This is a genomic window from Paenibacillus polymyxa (assembly GCF_018614975.1).
Taxonomy (GTDB): Bacteria; Bacillota; Bacilli; order Paenibacillales; family Paenibacillaceae; genus Paenibacillus; species Paenibacillus polymyxa_E.
Map to the genome: position 1 here is coordinate 82,655 of NZ_JAGGNR010000021.1, position 16,746 is coordinate 99,400.

A 16,746-nucleotide genomic window follows, 5' to 3' on the forward strand; every position below is an offset into this window, starting at 1 on the left:
CAGGGTTGAATTAATCCACATATTTACCGTGATCCGGCACAGTGCTCTCTTCAAAGTCCAGATCAAGCCGCTTCAAGGATTCACTCAGCATATCTCCGCTCAAGGCATGCCCATGCCCGGTGATCACAAGTTTCGGCTCGAGATGCCTTATATGCTGCACCGATTGATGAGCAGCCTGCCAATCGGTGGTGAAATAGGACGGTGGGCCATGCAACTGTTTGTCCTGAAGCAACACACTCCACAGCGATTCCTGCTTCACCGTGATGATCGCGTCTCCTGCAATCAGCAAACGATCCGCTTCCCGAAACAGCGACACATGTCCAGGGGTGTGACCTGGCGTGTGCACCCAATTCCATCCCGGAACGCCTGGAATGGAATGATCTTTGGGCAGACTGAATATCCGATCATCCAGATTGATTGCCTCATTGGGATAAGCGAATGACAATCTGGACATTAAACCTCCACCTACAGAAGGGTCCGCTGGCGGGTAATCTTTCAACCCCGTTAAATACGGAATTTCAAGCGGGTGTGCATACACTGGCACACCCCAGAATTGTTCCAGCTCAATAACGGTTCCTACATGGTCGAAGTGACCATGCGTCAATATGATCGCAGACGGTGGACCTTGAAAACGTTCTGCTGCAACCTGAACAATATGATCCGTGAACCTCGCCATTCCGGTGTCCACGAGGACCCAGTTCCTGCTTCCTGGCACTCCGATGAACACGACATTAACAAATAGTGTACGTAGACTGAGAATATCGGGCGCGACTTCTTCAAGTCCCGTCAACCCTTCTGTAATCAGATTGTCAGATGCCATTCACGGTTACCTCCCATTAGGCGGATTGTCTCTCTGGTTCCATTCATCTCGTAGACTTCCCTTTTTCTGGATCATCTATTCAACATTCCAATAAAATAGACGGTATACACCCTGTTTTGGGCATACACCGTCTAGTATAGTCATCGACACGACACAATAGAACAAGAACATCTCGGCCAGTTAAGCCGGATATGCCTCCAAAGCAGCATCGAGCAATTGATTGTACAAGTCATCATCATTCTCAAGCAACTCGTCCATACGCAGTAACTCTTCTTCATCACCGGATTGCTCCGTGAAATGCAAGCTATAGTCCCAATCTTTTCCGTTCTTGCTCATGAAGGTAATCTCATATACGGACTTTTCGCCTTCTGTGCGGTAAACGGTATTTCCCACGTATCCTTTTTCACCTTCACGGCGCATTTCAGCACTTATAATTTCAATATTCACAATCATTCTCTCCTTTAATCTTTCATTTACAGTCGGTCTCCAACATTTCTGGTAAACCTAGTTTGGTAATTGTTATTGGTTAATTGTACAATATATAACGTAGCAACGTATACCTTATTCAATGAAGGAACCCTTCTGAGTCCTTACATCGTTGTAATGGGGATTATATTACGTGTTTGAACAACATCTATATTAGCCAACAAGCTACAATATTATGTTCACATTGGAGGAAAAAATAGCATGAATACTTTTGAAACGAATCTTCAGCAATATGCTGAACTGGCTGTACAAGTCGGTGTCAATGTCCATCCTGGGCAGACACTCGTGGTTAACGCTCCAATCTCGGCAGCCCATTTTGTACGACTGATTGTCAAAGCAGCTTATGGTAAAGGTGCGAAATTGGTCAAAGTAAACTGGAGCGATGAAACCGTAACGCGTCTTCATTACGATCTTGCACCTGATGAAGCCTTCACCATTGAACCAAAATGGTTTGCAGCTGAAATGACTGAACTCGTTGAAGAAGGTGCCGCTATTCTGCACGTCATCGCTGAAAATCCGGATCTGCTGAACGGTGTAGCTCAGGAACGGATTGTTACCAGCCAAAAAGTGCGCGGCAAAGCGCTCGAAAAATATCGTTCTTATCAGATGGCTGACAAATTCAGCTGGTCTATCGTGGCCGTTCCTTCTCCGGAATGGGCAGCTAAAGTGTTCCCGGATCTGCCAGAAGCACAACAAGTGGATCGCCTGTGGGACGTCATTTTCAAAACGGTACGGATCGGTGAGCAGGATGCTGTTGCCGAATGGAAAAACCATTTGCAAAACCTGGATTCCCGCGCTGATCTGCTGAACAACAAAAAATACAAAAAGCTTCACTATACAGCTCCAGGCACAGACTTGACCATCGAACTTCCAGAAGGCCATATCTGGGTATCCGGTGGAAGTGTGAATGAGCAAGGACATGTCTTTATTGCCAATATGCCTACGGAAGAAGTATTCACGGCTCCGCTGAAAACGGGTGTTAACGGCACAGTGCGCAGCACGAAACCACTCAGCTACGGCGGCAACCTGATTGACGGATTCTCACTGACATTTGAGAACGGTCGAATTGTAGATTATACCGCTGAACAAGGTCTCGATGCACTCAAAAATCTGATTGAGATGGATGAAGGTGCACACTATCTGGGTGAAGTTGCTCTCGTTCCACATCAGTCACCAATTTCCGATACCAATATTTTGTTCTACAATACTCTATTTGACGAAAATGCCTCCAACCATTTGGCGATCGGTAATGCCTATGCCTTCTGTCTGGAAGGTGGTAAAACGATGTCCAAAGAAGAATTAATTGAACGTGGCATGAACTCCAGCCTCACTCATGTAGACTTCATGATTGGATCCGGAGAAATGAACATCCATGGCGTAACCTCCGAAGGTACGGAAGAGCCGATCTTCCTGCAAGGAAACTGGGCATTTTAATCCCGTTTGATGTGATTTAGGAGAGAGGAGATTACTCCTCTCTTTTCCTGCGTCAACAGGTCAACAATTCAACAATTGGAGGGAACTCATATGTTAAGCTTTGAACAAAAACTGGATCGTTACGCTGAACTTGCTGTAAAAGTAGGTGCTAACGTGCAACCAGGGCAAGTATTTGTCATCTCTGCGATGATTGATACCGCTGAATTCGTACGTTTGCTGGTTCGCAAAGGATACGAAGCTGGCGCCAAGCAGGTGATTGTAAAATACGGGGATGAAACCGTCAATCGATTGCGGTTTGAGATGGCTCCGGAGGAATCCTTCCAAGAGCCGCCGAAATGGCATGCAGCAGAGCTTGAAGAACTGGCGGCCAATAATGCAGCCTTTCTGACCGTATTGTCATCCAGCCCAGACCTGATGAAAGGTATTGACCCTGAGCGGATCTCGACCCATCAGCGTACATTTGGTCAGGCGATGGCCAAGTACCGTCAGTATCAACAGGCGGATAAAATGAGCTGGACGGGTGTGGCTTGTCCTTCCCCCGATTGGGCAGCCAAAGTATTCCCGGATCTCCCGGCAGCCGAGCAGGTTAACCAGCTGTGGGAAGCCATTTTTGCTGCAGTGAGAGCCGATCTGGAGGACCCTGTAGCGGCTTGGGAACAGCATATTGAACGACTGGAGACCAAAGCCGTTGCCCTGAACAACAAGAAGTATCAAGCATTGCATTTCCTCTCACCAGGGACAGATCTTACTGTCGAGCTTCCAGAAGGTCATATCTGGGCCCAGGCAGGTAGCGTGAATGAACAAGGCACCCCTTTTGTTGCCAATATCCCGACAGAGGAAGTATTCACCGCTCCAGCCAAACATGGCGTTAATGGCAAAGTGTCCAGCACCAAACCACTCAGCTATGGCGGCAGTATCATTGATCGTTTTTCACTCACATTTGAGAACGGACGTATCGTTGATTTTCATGCTGAAGAAGGTCAGGATACGCTGGAAAGACTCATTACCATGGACGAAGGATCTCATTACCTCGGCGAAGTAGCTTTGGTCCCCTTCCATTCACCGATCTCTGAGAGTGGTATCCTGTATTACACTACATTGTATGATGAGAATGCGTCGTGCCATCTTGCAATTGGCAGTTCCTATGCATTTAATATCGAAGGTGGCAAAACGATGTCTCCTGAAGAGCTTGCAGCTCGTGGCATGAACATCAGCATCACCCATGTGGACTTCATGATGGGCTCTCCCGAAACGGACATTTACGGTATTACGGCAAACGGCGAACGCGAAGCCATCTTCCTTAAGGGAGACTGGGCATTCTAACTGATTACAGAGAGTTATCTCCCGTAATGTATTTTCTCTGAACAGTCGAAAAGGCTGTCTTGCAACCATGTTCTCATGGTTGGCGAGACGGCCTTTTATTAATTTTCAACAAACTTTCCCGCATGTTATACACACTTCTCTCATCTGGTTTTTCCCGGACCAACCTCCCATTGTATCCTTTCCATAATATGTTGTAAAATGTAATGATACCAATGTTTGTGGATTGTTCACCAGAAAGGAGAACATCATGGCCAATCGGCTCCAGTTACTACTAGCCTCAGATTTCCATAATTTAGGCTCTGCACTTCAGGAAGAAGTGTATTATGAATATTATAATATGGTACATGGTCTTATCGTTTATATCATCAAGGAGCGTGCTGCAGCAGAAGATATTATTCAGGAAGCTTTTATCAAAATCATTAAAAACAAACCCATTTTCGAAGACGAGGTCAAACTGAAAGCCTGGCTCAAGGTCGTCACGCGGAACACAGCTATTAATTATCTGAGAAAAAATAAAAATAACCGTAACCAAGTGGATACGGATAGTGTTTTTATAGATATGGAGACGATGAATCAGACGGCAGCTTCCGTGGAAAGCATGGTAGAAACGCAGATGATGGAAGAGTCTATTGAATATTATCTCGGACAGCTCAAACCGGAATATCGTGTACTGGTGGAGTTACGGTGGAAAAAAGGTCTCTCTTACCGAGAGATGGCCGAACTGCTGGATACCTCCGAAGACATTGTGAAGCAACGCTTGTTCAGAGCCCGTGGCAGTATCAAGAAGAAATTACATAAGGAATGGGGTGGAAGCATTGAGCAAAGGCAAGTCCGATAAGCACGTGGAGCGATTCGATTCAGAGCTGGAAGACGAATATTTCGACGCTGCGTTTGACCTGGCTTTTGATGAAGCTTTCCATCAGGCCGTCTCTGCCCCTTCCGCCTCCCATACCGAATCCATGCAGCAATCCTGGCAGAAGGTACACAGGGAAATTAACAGAATCGGTTTACGTAAAAAAAGAATACGTACCTTGCGACTTTCAGTTGTCGTAGCCGCTTCCGTGACCATTGGGGCCGTTATTTTCAGCCTGCCGTCCGGTACGCAAGCGGTATCCCCATTTGTGCAATCCATCAAGGATTGGGGCAATGGCATGAAATCCATTATCATCGAGGATCGCACGACCCATCTGGGGGCTGATCCGTCAACAGCCAAAACGCCTCCACCACCAGAAACCAGCTTAGACGACATTCTTAAAGTACAAGAAGAAGAAGCTCTTAATACACCTTCGTATGAGTTATCGAGCCATCTGTTTCGTCCAGTACTTGTTACGGAAGAGATCGCACGCGAAGGGTTCATGGGTGACTTTCTGTTATCCAAGGCCATTCCCGAGCGATTCAACAAGGTCAAATTCGAACTCGTGCTCGATACGGAAAACCCTGTGAATCCAGACGATTATTATGAGTCCAACCAAATGAGAGTCCAATATACCAGTGAAGGCAAGAGCATAGAGGATGAGATCATCCAGTTTGATTATGTCTATGTCATGCCCGGGGAGAAAATTGAAGGGGCCATGCTTCGTGATATGAGCACCGTAAAGCTGGCGGATGGCTCGGAAGCACTGATGTATATCGGCCCACCCTATAACTCCTTTCAGTGGATGATGGGTTCCAATAATATGAGTCTGTTTGGCACCCTTTCGGAAGAAGAAATGACTGCGATTGCCAACGATTTTCAAGAGCAGAAGTTTCCCGGTAGCACCCGTCGATAAGATCAGAATAACACGGTGCCAGAGACATGTTTGCTTGTTTCCGTGCTACTTCCATCATACGCTGTATGAATACTGGTAACGCGATAATAATATCCTGGCATAACGGTCCAATCCGATGCGGCATTCAGTAAGTTTGTATTCGTTGCATTGTTGGAATTGGTTTTGAAAGTTACCCATGCTGTTCCTGTCCAGCGCTCAAGTCGATAATCTACGGAAAGTGTCTTCATTGCTGTATATGTCGTGGTCTTGGTATTGACGATAGCCGATAGTCCACCCCCAGGGATGACTGCACCGACCGCTTGATAGATATGTCCACGTTCGGAAGTGGCAGCAAGTGAATGGATGAATGGTTCTGGCGGTGGCGGAGCTGTAAGGGCACCAGAGGACACGTTGATCATCGGGCTTGCAACGGCTGGTTCGGACGTAGGTATAGCCAGGATTGTTGGCACCATTAACAAGGCAACAAGGGTTACTTTTAGTATAGATGCTGCACTCTTCGTTTTTGTTTTCGGCATATTGATCCATCCTCCGCTTCCATACTTGAATTTGTGTAAGGGTATAAACGGACGGATCGGGTGACAGGTTTCAAAAAAAAAAAATTAGACGCTCCGATGTTTCTGTCGGCAGCGTCTTTTGTCTTTGCATGCATCTCCAGCATGGTCTCGCTCCTGGAGAGAATGTTTACGTCACTTATAAGCGAATTTATATCAAAAATAGCTTGGTCACGGAGAACCGTTACGCTGATATTGTCATTCATGCATCCAAAGAATCATGAGCATGCAAAGAAGCTGTACCATGACATTACGTCACCATACAGCTCCATTCGTTACAATTTCGATCCGGCTACGCGCCTTCTTCTTCAACCAACAGTTCCAGCTTAATCACATTTACTCGGGAAATCCGCTTATGCTCTGTCTCTTGAATGACAAACACATAACCCCCATACTCAACCGATTGACCGACCTCAGGTGGAATGGCATCTACTCTGGAGTATAGCCACCCCCCGATGGTATCGTAATCGGCACGATCCATCTCCAGTCCGAATCGTTCACTGACTTCTTCAATCAGCATCATACCATCAATGGAGTATTCCATCTCATCCACTTTTTCAATCGCAGGACGCTCGTGATCGAATTCATCCTGAATCTCGCCCACGATCTCCTCCATAATATCTTCAAGCGTGACAAGCCCGGAGGTTCCCCCGTATTCATCAATCAGAATCGCAATCTGTGTCTTGCTACGTTGCATACGCTTGAGCAGATCACTGATTAATGTTGTATCTGGCACAGCCAGGATGGGCCGGATTACGGAAATGGTATCCGTTAGTTGGGATCTCATCAGATCCTTAATGTGAATAAAGCCGATGATATGATCCTTGTCTCCGTTATATACCGGATACCTTGTTCGCATACTTTCGCTGGCAATCTCCAGATTCTCCAGCATGGACTCATTGGCGTTCAGACAGATCATTTCCGTCCGCGGAATCATAATTTCACGGGCAGTTGTATCCGTAAAATCAAATATATTATCAACAAGTGCTAATTCAGTGTTATCAATTAAACCGCTCTTATTGCTTTCTTTCATCAGAATGCGTATTTCATCTTCGCTATGTGCCGAGTCCATCTCCGAAGCTGGTGCCATTCGGAACAGTCTCAACAAGCCGTTAGCCATACCGTTCAGTGCCCAAATGAATGGATACATCAACTTGTAGAAGAACGTTAGCAAAGCCGCAGACCACAACGTGATCGTCTCAGACTTTCGAATCGCCATCGTTTTGGGAGCAAGTTCTCCCAGTACAATGTGCAAGATCGTAATAATTACAAATGCAATGGCAATAGAGATTCCATGAACGTAGACTGGTCCCAGTCCAAATGCGGTAAACACGGGCTCTAACAGATGTGCAATTGCGGGTTCTCCCAGCCACCCGAGTCCCAGTGAAGCCAAAGTTATACCTAGCTGGCAAGCTGACAGATATGCATCCAGATTACGTACGATATTGGAAGCATAGATGGCATTTTTGTTGCCTGTTTCCACCAAAGCCTCAATCCGACTTCCACGAACCTTCACCATCGCGAATTCCGCCGACACAAAGAAACCATTCATTAATACAAGTAAACCAATGAATACTAAATTTAAAATACTCGGTAAGGGGTCACTCAAATGTTCATCCTATTCGCCGTCATTCTTCGGCAAATAGGTCCACCTCCTTCGAAAATGTAGGATATTTGCCATTCTGCCGTTCATATGCAGTTTCAACTTCCCAATGCTTCCACCTCCACCTTGTTCTGTCGAATAATTAAGATATGCTTCTTTTATTATATAATTCTACACTACACAGTCAATCCGTGTCCTATGACAACGAAATGGCACAAACGCCTTATTTCTTTAACAAAAGTAACGATTACGCTGTTTTTTTAACATTTCACAAACATTAATCTAAACAAACCAAAGAGAGTATCCTAGCTCATGCTTCCGCATGACTGGATGCCCTCTTTTTTCAATACTGTTATTTTCTTAATTCTATCCGCTAATTACGGTGTCGACTCAACCTCCACTACGGTCTCAGAAACGGTGTTCCAGCGCCACCTGGCTTGTTTCCCGCTTGCGTTATGCAATCCACCGATCCAGAATTCATCCTGCTTCAGCAATGCCCAATCGACTTCTCCATTCAACACCTGAATTCCGAGTTCCGTTAGCGACAGGACTCCGTCACGGAATGTTTCATCATGCTGCTTGAAATTAGGGAAAGTGGTTGCACCGCTCATCTGAAGCAGAGCATGAGGTCCTTCTGTCATCCGCCTCAGATGTGCCCAGTATTCAAGATCACCCATCCCGAGAATATGCAGCTTGTCCCCTACCTCGCGAAATAATGGATATGGACGCTCAAAACCTGCTCTAATGGTCTCTAGTGTTGTCTGCTCAATGACCCCCAGACCGTTCGATACAGATGGCAGACGGGACAAATGTGCCTTAAAGGCAGCTTTCGCAAAGGGTAGCGCAGAAGTGTCTGCCTGCAAGTAATCCAGATGATGCCGGAAATCAGTCGACGTATAGGCTTCCCAGAACTGTGCACCGGCTTGTAACTCGTTTTTCTCAATCACATGCCAACTGCCGGACAGACGTTCAATCTGTGTAGAGGTGAGCTGTCCCAGTCCTCTAAAGTGCTCAATCTCTGGATACGAGTCAATACAGAGCAGATTCAGCTTCGTATTCTGGAGCGCTTGTCCTCTGAAATAATGTAACAGATACGATAACATCGTCTGATCATAGAGATCGTATTCGAACCATAAGACAATTTCCTTATATTTTTGAAACGAATGCAACTTGCGTTCAAGCTCCTCGATCTGCAAGTATTCCGTCTGCGGAATGCCCAACTGCCGCTCTAACACGGATGCCCGATTCTTTCGATTCTCTGCACCTTCCATATCTTTGGCTACCGGGCCGAACGTGTACAACTCTCTCCATACGAGGATGTCTCCCTCAATTCCACTCTCTCTTAAACGATTGGCTGCGTGATCCCCATTCATAATGTGTAACAAGCCTTTTCCCCCTTCATACAAGTCACTGAACACAGAGACCAGATCCCTTACTGGCATAGAACGCTTGAGTTTGGATCGGGCATCGAACAGTCTTTTCTTTAATGCAGGTACCTTGACCCCGAGGAAATCCGATATTTCCTTGAGCGAGTATCCTTCCAAATAAAACAGTTCAACAGCAATCCGCATTGATGATGGCAGTATTACAATAGAATCACGCAGTGTACGATGCATTTCGTTTTGCACCGCTTGTTTTTCCGGATTATGCCCCTGATCCTCTTCATGGAATACATGCTCCAACTCCTGAACTGGAATCATGGTATGCTGCTTACGTCGTAGCCAGCGATAACACTGCCTCTCCACGATCACCTTGAACCACCCGGGAAAAGCCTCCGAGTCCTCCAGCTTGGACAGATTGCCAAAGGCTTCAGTAAATGCCTCCTGTACGACATCTTCAGCCCAAAATGTATCTCCTAAACGATTGTAGGCAACAGCAAGAGCCATCCCGCGATATTGAGACATCAGTTGTGCGTAAGCTTCGGTTTCGCCCTTCATCGCTCCTTCAATCCATGAATTCAATGCTATAGACTCCCTTCATATAAGCATGCTGCTTGTTCTATTCATGTATAAGTGCCATGTTATCACCAAAAGGTTACGTATGACTCTAAACCTATAGTAATCTTCGTATATATGTTTATGTAAAAAGCTGTCCTGTCTGCGGATTACCTCCACATTCAGGACAGCGAAGTAAATCAGTATGTGTTAGACATGTCAGTTATCAATCCAAATGATGAGGCGCCAGATCATCTGCTTGGGGCTTGTGGGTAATTGCCTACCACTCCCGGATATTGATACAACAACGGCTCATCAAATGTAGCATAGTCGAAGTTGACCATCAACAGCATGATCCGTCTTCCTGTCTTCGGGTCACTGATGATAATATGGTCACGGCCGGCTGCTTCAATGACACCTTGGAATATGCGAGCGTTCCATTCTTTGTTGCCTTCATATGTCATGTAGAATGTACCGAATTTACCAAGATTCAGACGTAAAATATTCTCAATGTATGACTGCTCAAACTGTGGAGCCGTTGTTGTAATCACTGCACCTGTTGGTGTCATTGGGCTTCCACTGGATACGAGTGGGGGTACACTTGTGGAGCTTGGTGATACCATCCCTGGCGTTGGTGACATGGCAGGCATTCCGTTGCCTATTTTGTAAGACGTACCTTGAACCTGAGAATTGGCTTGTTGACCCAACACGGAATTCGCTTGCTGACCCAGTGTTTGAGTTGTTGGTTGATAAGGCTGATTAATCATTGTGATTCCTCCCAAAATTTAATATACTTCCGGACAGTCTTCGCCTGAAGGACTGAAGAAACAATGCGCTTTGAAACGTCCTGTATTTTGCTGGTCATACCACGTTGCCGGACACTCGGCCACAGGTCGGAAGAACCACAATGAATTGCTGGCAGGCCAGAAGCGCTCTCCATTGATCACCCGTTGTGCGAGACGAATCTCGGACTGTCTTGCCCGTTGGTAAAAGTACCCCTTCTGTGTTGACTCGTAGCCTCCTGGATTCTGGAATACCATACGATTGATATCGCGAATATCCTTAAAATCCAGACAATCCACCAGCACCCGGTTCACACTTACATTGCCCACAAGCAACATACCCTGTTCGCCGTCACCTTCAGCCTCTGCCCTCATGAGTCTAGCCAGCAGCTTGACGTCCTCTGAGTTGGCTTTAATAACAGCCATAGTCTGTTTCCTCCCTTGTTTCAGCTGTTCATCACCGTACATCCTATTGTGCAGGAGCCCATTCGGTGACACGATTCCATCTTTTTTCCATAAAAAAAAGCCCGGAACCTCACCCAAGGTGAAGTCCCGAAGCAACTCGTTTCTTATAATACTCTCCTGTTTAAGGCTTGGCTTCAATCCAATAATCATAGGCATGAACAATGTTGCCTTGGTAAGCCTGATGTTCGGTCAGCAGATCCGGAAGCTTGGCAAGCTGAAGTTCCATCTCCTCTGCCCCTTTTTCATAAAAAGAAATATGAGGGCCTTCGTGGTTCTGCTTCATTTCTACCGAAATCAATATCCTTTTTCCCAAACGATCCGCGATCTCCATCTCCTGACTCACAACAGCAGCAATCCCATTGGAACCTTCGGCGTTGTTACGGAAAGCCATCAGCGATACATGATCGAGTGTACGGATCATAAATTCAGTCACAGATGTATCCTTTCCTGGCAACGCGAAGCTATCCAGCCATACAGCAAGGTCTGCGCTTGTTTCGAGATCACTGTCCTTCTTCGTTTCTTCCTGGAAAAATGTAATGTTGGCAGCCCATTCCGTCAACAGGGTGTCCCGATTATTCTCCCATTCTGGCAATGTGTAAGGCTCAATATCCAGATGGATGCCTTCAAATCGTTCATCCGGCTCGGATTCAGCATTATAGTTTTTCACATAATCAATCAAACGCTTAATGCGTGGACGATTCTCCTTCTTGCCCCAGATCGGGTGTCCACCCATTGCATGGATCTCAATGCCCTGCGCTTGTGCGCGTTTCACAAAACTGCGGTAACTGGAATAGGGTTGATCCAGATCTAACCGAACATACAACCAGTTAATATTCTGCTCTCTAGCAAACGCTAGTATGTGCTCTCCCCCATCATTCGTCACCTGAGAGGCCTCCCAGATATACGTTCCCCGAATCTCTTGCGGATTGGATGGAATCTCCGGTGATGGCAGTTCTGACGGCTCCAGTTGTCCCCAGTATACAATGTCATGTACAGCAGAACCGGCGTAAGAAGTATGTTCACTGAATGCGGAGGCAACTTCTTCAATAACGCTTTCCAGTTGGGTTGCACCTTTACCAGCAAATGTTGTGAATTCCTCGCCAGGCATTGGTTTGGTGTTCAGCCCAACGGTGACACTCACATTGCTGGCGTCAGCCCAGTTCATTTCCTGTTCAATTAAACGTATAATACCATTGTTCCCTTGCGCGTTATCACGGTAAGCGAGTAAAGTGACATGCTCCACTCGTTCAATGAACCAACGTGACAATGGTTCGTTATCTGCATCCTCCGAAACTCTATTCCCTGTGATGGTATAGGAATCCAGCCAAAATGGCAGGTCAATATTCACGGCAACCGCGCCATCCTGTCTCACTTGCTCAAATAACAGGTTCATATTGGCCACCCAGGATTGTACCAGTGGCTTGGCATCTTCTTGCCAAGCTGGTAACACATAGGGCTTGATATCCAGATGTATGGCATCAAATTGCTCGTTGGGCTCAGCAGCTCGATTGTAGTCACTTACCCACGACGCTAATCTGATCATGGGACCTTCACGGCCACTGAGTGCCCAGTATGGATCGCCTCCCAGCGCTTCAACCGCAATACCCGCACGGCTTGCTTTGGCTATAAACGTCTGGTATACCTCCTTGGACAGCGTTATGTCTACATTCACGTACAGCCTGTTTATCTTATGTTTAGCTGCATTGGCCAACAGCTCATCTCCGTTGCTAACAGACTGTGCCTGCCATACCCAGGCCGCCCGTATATCTGCGCCGTCAGCTTCAGCAGGTGACTCGTTCCCTATCATTATCATCCCTCCGATCAGCAGTAACAGCCAAAATACCTTCCGGGATTGTTTCCCGAACATATACTCCCTCCATTCCTCTACTGTTGTAAAATCACATTTATTATAGCAACCGAGTTATTAAAAACAAATAAGCCCAAGTGCTTAACTTGGGCTTATTACTCTTAAGTTGGGACAGCTTAGGGCTCGCCCGGCTCGATCCCGGTTCTAGTCCTCATATATCATTTTTCGGGTCATGCCTCCATCAATAACGAGGTTGGTCCCTGTGACAAAGGTATTGCTTGGGTCAGATAAATATAGACAAGCACGGGAGATATCCGAAGGAACACCCACACGACCGGAGGGATGCTGTTCATGATCCTCCTTTTTCAATTTATCCACGTCACCCGTCTCAATCCATCCCGGACTGATACAATTGACCCGAATTTGGTCTTTGCCCAGTGAGACTGCCAGCGCATGCGTCAGAGCCACAATTGCCCCTTTGGAGGCAGCATAGGCTTCGGTATCCGGCTCAGACATTAGTGCACGGGTAGAAGCCATGTTGATAATGGCACCCCCGTGTTCATTGCCTTTCATATGTTTGGCTGCTTCACGACTCGCCAAAAAGCAACTTCTTACGTTGGTATTGAGTACATCGTCCCATTCTTCCAGTGTTAACTCATAGGGTGATTTCCATTTGGTGAGTCCTGCATTATTCACCAAAACATCAATTTGCTTGAATTCTTCCACGGTTGTAAGAAAAAGATTCGTAATATCCTGCTCGCTCCGAACATCACATTGAACAAAGATGGCTTCTCCTCCTTCATTACGAATGGAAGCTGCGGCTGCGGCACCCTCGGCTTCCTTATGGTCAGCAAGTACAACTTTGGCTCCAGCGACTGCATAAGCCTCAGCCACACTTCGTCCTATTCCCTGAGCCGCGCCGGTTACAACAACGACCTGATCTGTAAATGACATATTCATTGCCTCCTCTATTGTAATGATCCTTCGATCATAATCTCATTAAGCCTCTTCTTATATAAAAACACGTTAGCCCCATTAAGAAACGCTTGTCCAGCAAATAATCAAAAAAAGCTCACGCCATCCTGGCGCAAGCTGCTCAGTTTAACCACGCAGGCGTTCAGAATATACGCGATTATATCGCTCGAAGCCTACATAACGTGTTCCTTTGAAAGAGAGCCGTCCTTCATCTCCCTCAGCGCACAAACCATACTCTTCGCCATTGACTTTGAATTCAAGCCGATCTCCACTTTCTACTTCAAAGGTGACGTAGTATAACGTTCGTGCTGTACTGCCCGGTTCAGCAGATTGCGACTGACTCATCTTCATCCGTCTGCTGGTGATTCGTGAAGGCACGGTCAATAGTGGCTCCGAGTTGTTGCGTCCCCACCTCCATACCTCTTTTCCCATCGACAGAAGGACTATACCTATAATCAGAACAAATACAACCGGAAAGACGGTTCCAAACAAATCAAACATCCAGGATGATTCAATGCCCATGTCTCTCCCTCCGTTCATACAACTTAGGACAGCCGGAGTCTTGACCCGTCTCCTGTAATGTATATGCGGACGGACACGGAACTTGTTAATTCAATTAAATAATTGAGCAATAAAATCAAAGAATTAGTAAATGAATACGGCAAGCTTCATTGAATGACGCTTGTCCGCTATCGAAACATTGCTGATAATATTTCTGTCATCATATATAACCAAACTATGTACAACATCAGCTCCAACTGAGATAACAGCCCTGAGTAAAGGACTGCTACCTCAGTTCAAGCAAACCCATGTTACCGTTGTGGATGCATATTTAATAAAGCTGAGGAAAATTAGCCTAGCCTGTTAACGGATTCATGCTAATTGTGTGATCACAAGATGTGCCGATACAGGTCTAGTTCCGCCTGCAAGTGGCGTAATTGTTAATGCAGCAGCATTACCAGCCGGGTTCCGTACGGTCAAGATCGAATTAATCACAGTTGTCTGTACCAAAGCTATACCTACAATCTGCGACGTTCCTGTTGCTCGCCCAGCTACTGTGGGAGCCAGATCTGCCCCATTGAGAGTTAGGATTAATTGACCCGCTTCATCGATGCTCACTTGGAACAAAATCTGATACGTACCAATGGCTGCCAGATTGAAGGAACTAGGCCCCGTGCGTGCGATAGTTGTTCCACTTGTTGGCCCATCCTGAGGAAAGCTTACATCTGTACCGGGAGCAACCGTTGCAGCATTATCAGGTGGCATCAGTGCGAAAAAGTCAGCAAATCCCAGTACGCCTCCTGTTGCTCCTGTTGCACCTGTAGTTCCCGTGGCTCCAGCAGGACCAGCTACTCCTGTCGCACCTGTCGGGCCTACTGCTCCAGCAGTGCCTGCCGCTCCTGTTGCACCGGCTGGGCCTGCTGGACCTACTGCTCCAGCGGGGCCTACCGCTCCTGCTTCACCGGCTGGGCCTGCTGGACCTGCCGCTCCAGCTGCTCCTGTCGCACCCGTTGGCCCAACAGCTCCAGCGGGGCCAGGAAAACCTTGAGGTCCAATCGCTCCAGCAGGTCCGGGATTACCCTGAGGGCCTTGTGGCCCTACAGCCCCTGCTTCTCCCGGAATCCCCTGTGCTCCCATGGGTCCAGCAGGTCCGACCGGACCTTGAGCGCCTACCGCTCCAGCAGGACCAGGCTGTCCCTGAGGTCCTTGTGGTCCAGGTGGCCCCCCTGCTGGTCCTTGAGCTCCTGGTGGTCCTTCAACCCCTTGTTTACCTTGAATACCTTGTAAACCTTGTGGTCCTCTTGGGCCAACAACAGTAGGGGTAGATATATTCACTTCTGGAGGCGGACATTTTACTTGAACGAACTTTTTAACCACTTTCACTCGGCGTTCTTTTCTTTTAACTTTACATGGATGTAATGTTGCCTTTTTTCTCTTCATACACTTCTTCACTTCTGAATGACTCACAGTATGAACACCTCCCTATAGACATAGTTTAACGTACGTATGTAGATGAATAGATGCGTGGACGAACAACCATTTTAGTAAAAAACTCAGCTTATCTCCAGGAAAAACAATAAAATTGATATCATACCGCCCATATGGTTGATCTAAATTGTTCATAACCATTAATTGAGTATATTTTGTCCTTTGAAAGAGAGCCGTCTTAAATCTGCATCGGATGGACGACGATATATGAGTTTTGACAAAAGGGCAACCATGACCTCCATAACGAGTTCAGTTCACTTATGCTTATTTTTCGATTGTAATATTCTTCATCGCAATTAATCTTGTGATCTAGCGATTCAGCCAAGTAAAAATGTGTTTCATCATAGCCAACGACAGGAACAAAATGCAAATAACGTTGTTTGGGATGTACTCTAATAAATAAAATAACAGGCACACCCTTGCTGATCTGTTTCTTCAACGTATTCACATTACCACGTAAGTACATTGCCCGATATCCTAGCTTCCTGAAAAAAACAACAACCGCTTTCGGATATACGGTTCCATCCAGTAATTTGCGAGGATAGGTTTCATAAAGCTTTGTTCCGTTGGACTCCAAACCGAAGTGTCTTAAGACAAACGCACTGGAAAATGCAGCGCATTCGTAGTTTTTCTGAATATCCAACCGATTTGAAGATTGAATGTAATATGTGCTTGGCACATTGACTGGGTACATGCGATCTTTCTTAGGAAAACTGAAATAAAGGGAGATCACCCAGAGGATAATCAACCAAAGTAATACATTGAGAAACAATTCGTGACCTCCTTCGTCTCATCAAGATGTCTGTTA

At 46.4% G+C, this 16,746-nt stretch carries 16 protein-coding genes; 4 read left to right on the forward strand and 12 right to left on the reverse strand.

What is annotated here, in order from left to right; genetic code table 11:
- Positions 1-10: 10 nt before the first annotated feature.
- On the reverse strand, positions 11-820 hold the full coding sequence (locus tag J7E78_RS18550) for an MBL fold metallo-hydrolase (RefSeq protein ID WP_215077667.1): 810 nt from the start codon (positions 818-820) through the stop codon (positions 11-13).
- A 180-nt stretch (positions 821-1,000) separates the two neighbouring features.
- Positions 1,001-1,273, reverse strand: a complete 273-nt coding sequence (locus tag J7E78_RS18555; RefSeq protein WP_397330595.1) for a hypothetical protein — start codon at positions 1,271-1,273, stop codon at positions 1,001-1,003.
- Positions 1,274-1,507: 234 nt separating this feature from the next.
- On the opposite strand from J7E78_RS18555, the gene J7E78_RS18560 reads away from it, so the two are divergent.
- From J7E78_RS18560 to J7E78_RS18575, 4 genes are all read left to right on the forward strand, one after another.
- Complete coding sequence (locus J7E78_RS18560) at positions 1,508-2,740, forward strand: aminopeptidase (RefSeq protein ID WP_215077669.1); 1,233 nt, start codon at positions 1,508-1,510, stop codon at positions 2,738-2,740.
- 90 nt (positions 2,741-2,830) lie between these two features.
- Positions 2,831-4,063 carry an aminopeptidase gene (locus J7E78_RS18565; RefSeq protein ID WP_215077670.1) on the forward strand — a complete coding sequence of 411 codons (1,233 nt, stop codon included), beginning with the start codon at positions 2,831-2,833 and terminating at the stop codon, positions 4,061-4,063.
- A 247-nt stretch (positions 4,064-4,310) separates the two neighbouring features.
- The gene (locus tag J7E78_RS18570; protein WP_215077671.1) at positions 4,311-4,901 is read left to right on the forward strand and encodes an RNA polymerase sigma factor; all 591 of its coding nucleotides are present in this window, start codon (positions 4,311-4,313) and stop codon (positions 4,899-4,901) included.
- Positions 4,879-5,832 carry a hypothetical protein gene (locus J7E78_RS18575; RefSeq protein ID WP_215077672.1) on the forward strand — a complete coding sequence of 318 codons (954 nt, stop codon included), beginning with the start codon at positions 4,879-4,881 and terminating at the stop codon, positions 5,830-5,832. Before J7E78_RS18570 ends, J7E78_RS18575 begins: the two co-directional genes overlap by 23 nt.
- Positions 5,833-5,834: 2 nt before the next feature.
- Here the strand turns inward: J7E78_RS18575 and J7E78_RS18580 are convergent, their stop codons facing one another.
- The 10 genes from J7E78_RS18580 to J7E78_RS18625 form a co-directional block, all read right to left on the reverse strand.
- Positions 5,835-6,347, reverse strand: a complete 513-nt coding sequence (locus J7E78_RS18580; RefSeq protein WP_215077673.1) for a hypothetical protein — start codon at positions 6,345-6,347, stop codon at positions 5,835-5,837.
- A 328-nt stretch (positions 6,348-6,675) separates the two neighbouring features.
- Positions 6,676-7,935, reverse strand: a complete 1,260-nt coding sequence (locus tag J7E78_RS18585) for a hemolysin family protein (RefSeq protein ID WP_251035138.1) — start codon at positions 7,933-7,935, stop codon at positions 6,676-6,678.
- Between the two features lie 428 nt (positions 7,936-8,363).
- Positions 8,364-9,947, reverse strand: a complete 1,584-nt coding sequence (locus tag J7E78_RS18590; protein WP_215077675.1) for a sigma-70 family RNA polymerase sigma factor — start codon at positions 9,945-9,947, stop codon at positions 8,364-8,366.
- A gap of 224 nt (positions 9,948-10,171) precedes the next feature.
- A complete protein-coding gene (gerQ, locus tag J7E78_RS18595; RefSeq protein ID WP_397330598.1) occupies positions 10,172-10,630 on the reverse strand; it encodes a spore coat protein GerQ in 459 nt (152 codons plus the stop codon).
- Between the two features lie 75 nt (positions 10,631-10,705).
- Entirely contained in the window at positions 10,706-11,128 is a 423-nt protein-coding gene (locus J7E78_RS18600; protein WP_076217086.1) for a cell wall hydrolase, read from the reverse strand.
- Between the two features lie 160 nt (positions 11,129-11,288).
- Entirely contained in the window at positions 11,289-12,974 is a 1,686-nt protein-coding gene (locus J7E78_RS18605; RefSeq protein WP_215077677.1) for a hypothetical protein, read from the reverse strand.
- 204 nt (positions 12,975-13,178) lie between these two features.
- Complete coding sequence (locus J7E78_RS18610) at positions 13,179-13,928, reverse strand: SDR family NAD(P)-dependent oxidoreductase (protein ID WP_215077678.1); 750 nt, start codon at positions 13,926-13,928, stop codon at positions 13,179-13,181.
- Positions 13,929-14,075: 147 nt separating this feature from the next.
- Positions 14,076-14,471: a DUF2500 domain-containing protein gene (locus tag J7E78_RS18615; protein ID WP_215077679.1), complete on the reverse strand. Its 396-nt coding sequence runs from the start codon at positions 14,469-14,471 to the stop codon at positions 14,076-14,078.
- A gap of 351 nt (positions 14,472-14,822) precedes the next feature.
- Positions 14,823-15,917, reverse strand: coding sequence for a collagen-like protein (locus J7E78_RS18620; RefSeq protein WP_215077680.1), 1,095 nt, complete (start codon positions 15,915-15,917; stop codon positions 14,823-14,825).
- A gap of 199 nt (positions 15,918-16,116) precedes the next feature.
- Positions 16,117-16,710 carry a C39 family peptidase gene (locus J7E78_RS18625; protein ID WP_215077681.1) on the reverse strand — a complete coding sequence of 198 codons (594 nt, stop codon included), beginning with the start codon at positions 16,708-16,710 and terminating at the stop codon, positions 16,117-16,119.
- Positions 16,711-16,746 lie beyond the last annotated feature (36 nt).